We start from the raw sequence: 2,837 nt of genomic DNA, 5'->3' as shown, positions 1-2,837 counted from the left end.
TCGCCCGTGGGCCATGAGGTCTTCATGGCCGGCGTGGTAATAGCCCATGGTGGGCACAAGGGCGATGTCGTCCCCGGCCGCATGCCAGGCGCGGCACTGGGCCGCAAGTTGTTGAGGCGTAGTAAATATCTGCATATCAAGGTATTGTGATATAGTTTATGAATGAACTCTTATACACGCACGCGACACGCTTGTAAAGGAAAAGTCGGGTATGCAAAAAGGGCGCGCCGCGCGGCAGGCCGGGCAAGTGCAATTTACTTGCTCGGTGAAGCGCCGAAGTGAACTTTGAGAATGCACACTCTCAAAGTTCATCTGCTCTGGTCAGGACGCGCAGGCAAGCATGGGGCAGGCCGCGGGGCGCATTCCGCCTTGACCGGCTGGCTGGCAGTAGGCATAAGAACTACGGGAGGATTTCCATGCTGAAACCCTTTTATCAGGGCAAACTCGACACCTTTTGCGCCATTTATGCCGTGCTCAATGCCCTGCGGCTTACCCACAGCATCCGGGTGCTCAAGGCGCGCGAGATTTTTAACGAGTCGCTTATGGCTCTTGCGGCCTCCCCCGCGACCTTCCGGGCCGCTCTGGAGCAGGAAACGGACTATTGCGACCTGGTGGACGGCATACTTCGGATGCAGAGCCGCGTTTTTCCGTTGGACGTGCGCCAGCCTTTCGGCACGGATCAGGACCCTTCGGCGGAGCAGGTGTGGGACTGTTTTGACCAGTGGCTTAACGGCGGCGCTCACCGGGCGCTTGTTTTCCGTTTTTTGCGGCATCTTACGCCTGACGGGCCGCCCATGAACCGCCACTGGACAACTGCCGACAGCCTGAAAAACAACGTGCTGCATCTTTTTGATTGCAGCCATGAGGCCGAGGCCGTGCTGAACGTTCGTAAAGACAGTTTTGTCACCAGCCCACGGTGCATATGCCAGGAAAAACTGCTTTATATACAGCCAAGCACCATACGCCTCCTGCGGTTGCCCCTGTAAGGACGCTTCAGCGGAAACGGCGCTTCCGGCGTGCGCAGCATTTGCTGTGGCGGGAGGAGCAGGTGAAAGGCAACAGACACAGATGCCCCAAATGGCGCGCCGCTGGCACGGCTGCCGGGCTGGTGCGGCTGAAGACCGCCCGTCATGCGCTGTGCTGTCAGGTGCCGGGCTTGGGCGGCCAAAGATTTGGGGTACTCTTCAGGCTGGAATGCGCTGAGGGCTGTGTCTAGGCTCTTGGCGCTGCTTTTTTATTTAAAAGCGGCTTTAGAGCATTTTAACTTTGAAAAAGTGTAAATGCTCTAAAGCTGCACGAAAGTGCAGCGCGCCATAATGTGGCGTGGATTCAGCCGAAAATCGCATTTTTCGGCTGAATGAAAACTTTGAAATGTGAAGCATTTCAAAGTTAATCTGCTCTAGAAGTCGTAGAAGGGCTTTTCGTCGCTGAGGGGAAGGCCCAGAGCGCGGGCGTCGTTGACCAGCAGGGGGTCCACCCAGAAGGCTTTTTCCTGAATGAAGGCAAGCACCTCAAAGGCGTTTTCGTCCAGCGGTTGGGAATAGTAGAAGCCCTGGGCGCAGTTGCAGCCGCAATTGAGCAGAAATCGGGCTTGATCAAGGGTTTCAACGCCTTCCGCCACTATCTGCATGCGCAGGTCTTTGGCAAGGGCAATGGTGTTGCGGGCCACAATCTGGCCGCGTTCGTTGTCTGTGCCGTCGCTGATGAAGGCGCGGTCCAGTTTGACAATATCGAAAGGCAGGGCGCGCAGGGTGCTTAGCGAGGAATAGCCCGTGCCGAAGTCGTCCATGGAAAAGATAAAGCCTTCGGCCTGTAACTGGCACATGATGTGAATGAGGGCTTTTTCATTTTTAAAGAAGGCGCTTTCGGTAAGTTCCAGTTCGAGCAGGTTGCGAGGCAGGCGGTATTTGCTTGTAAGCTGGACCAGTTTTTTGGTCAGGCCGCCGTCATTAAAATGCAGGCGCGACATGTTCACCGAAACAGGCATGGGTTTGTAGCCTTTGTCCAGCCACATGCGCAGGCTTTGACAGGTGAGGTCCCAGATGTATTCGTCGAGCCGCACAATAAAGCCGTTGCGCTCGAAAAGCGGCACAAAGCGGCCGGGCAAGATCAGCCCGTCGTGCGGATGCTGCCAGCGCACAAGGGCTTCAGCCCCCACGATACGGCCGCTGGAGAGTTCCACCTTGGGCTGCAGGTAGAGTTTGAACTGCTTTTGCTCCAGCGCATGGTACATCTGGTCGGTAATATAGCTTTCATCATGCAGACGCTGGCGTAGCGCGTTATCATAAAAGGCAAAGTTGGCAAGGTCGCTGCCTTTGATGGTTTTTTGCGCCAGATAGGCCCAGTCACAGAGCACATGGGCCGGGGTGCGGCGGTTTTCCACCTGGCAGACGCCAAAGAAAAGTTTGACCCTGAAAGTGTCGGAATAGTGCTCAAGCCTGCGCGAAAGGAAATGGATGAAGCTTTTAATCCGGTTGAGGTCGCCGGTGACGCAGACGGCAAACACGTCGGCCGTCAGGCGGGCGTATGCCTCGCGGCTGGTATCGATGCGTTGGCGGATGAGGCGGGCGATGGCCCGCAGCAGGCGGTTGCCCTCTTCAAGGCTGAATGCCTCGTTAATGGCTTTGAAGCCTGCCACGTCAAAGCGCAGGACGGCATAAGGCTCTGTGGGGTACTCGCGCAGCAGCTCTTCAACTTTTTCAAAAAATGTCTGGGTATTGTAGGCCCCGGTAAGGGGGTCGTGTTCGGCGCGCAGGCGCAGGGCCTGTTCCGTGCGGGTGGCGGCGTCCACATCGTTGATGGTTCCGATGTAGCGATCTCCCGGGGCGTCGTCCGCC

At 56.8% G+C, this 2,837-nt stretch carries 3 protein-coding genes; 1 reads left to right on the top strand and 2 read right to left on the bottom strand.

Going from position 1 to position 2,837, the window contains the following annotated elements; all coding sequences use genetic code 11:
- The coding region (locus V6C07_RS03760; protein ID WP_333535031.1) for a pantoate--beta-alanine ligase at positions 1-135 on the bottom strand (135 nt) is incomplete at its 3' end.
- Between the two features lie 281 nt (positions 136-416).
- Between V6C07_RS03760 and V6C07_RS03755 the strand changes: the two genes are divergently transcribed.
- Positions 417-986, top strand: coding sequence for a hypothetical protein (locus tag V6C07_RS03755; protein ID WP_333535030.1), 570 nt, complete (start codon positions 417-419; stop codon positions 984-986).
- Between the two features lie 413 nt (positions 987-1,399).
- On the opposite strand, the gene V6C07_RS03750 is transcribed toward V6C07_RS03755, so the two are convergent.
- The coding region (locus tag V6C07_RS03750) for a putative bifunctional diguanylate cyclase/phosphodiesterase (protein WP_333535029.1) at positions 1,400-2,837 on the bottom strand (1,438 nt) is incomplete at its 5' end.

Source organism: Desulfovibrio sp. 1214_IL3152, from assembly GCF_036763055.1.
GTDB lineage: Bacteria > Desulfobacterota > Desulfovibrionia > Desulfovibrionales > Desulfovibrionaceae > Desulfovibrio.
This window is presented reverse-complemented; position numbering and strand designations above follow the sequence as displayed.

Bases quoted from the DNA above. Each gene is read 5' to 3' on its own strand.
- V6C07_RS03755 (WP_333535030.1), top strand. From the start codon at position 417: ATGCTGAAACCCTTTTATCAGGGCAAACTCGACACCTTTTGCGCCATT.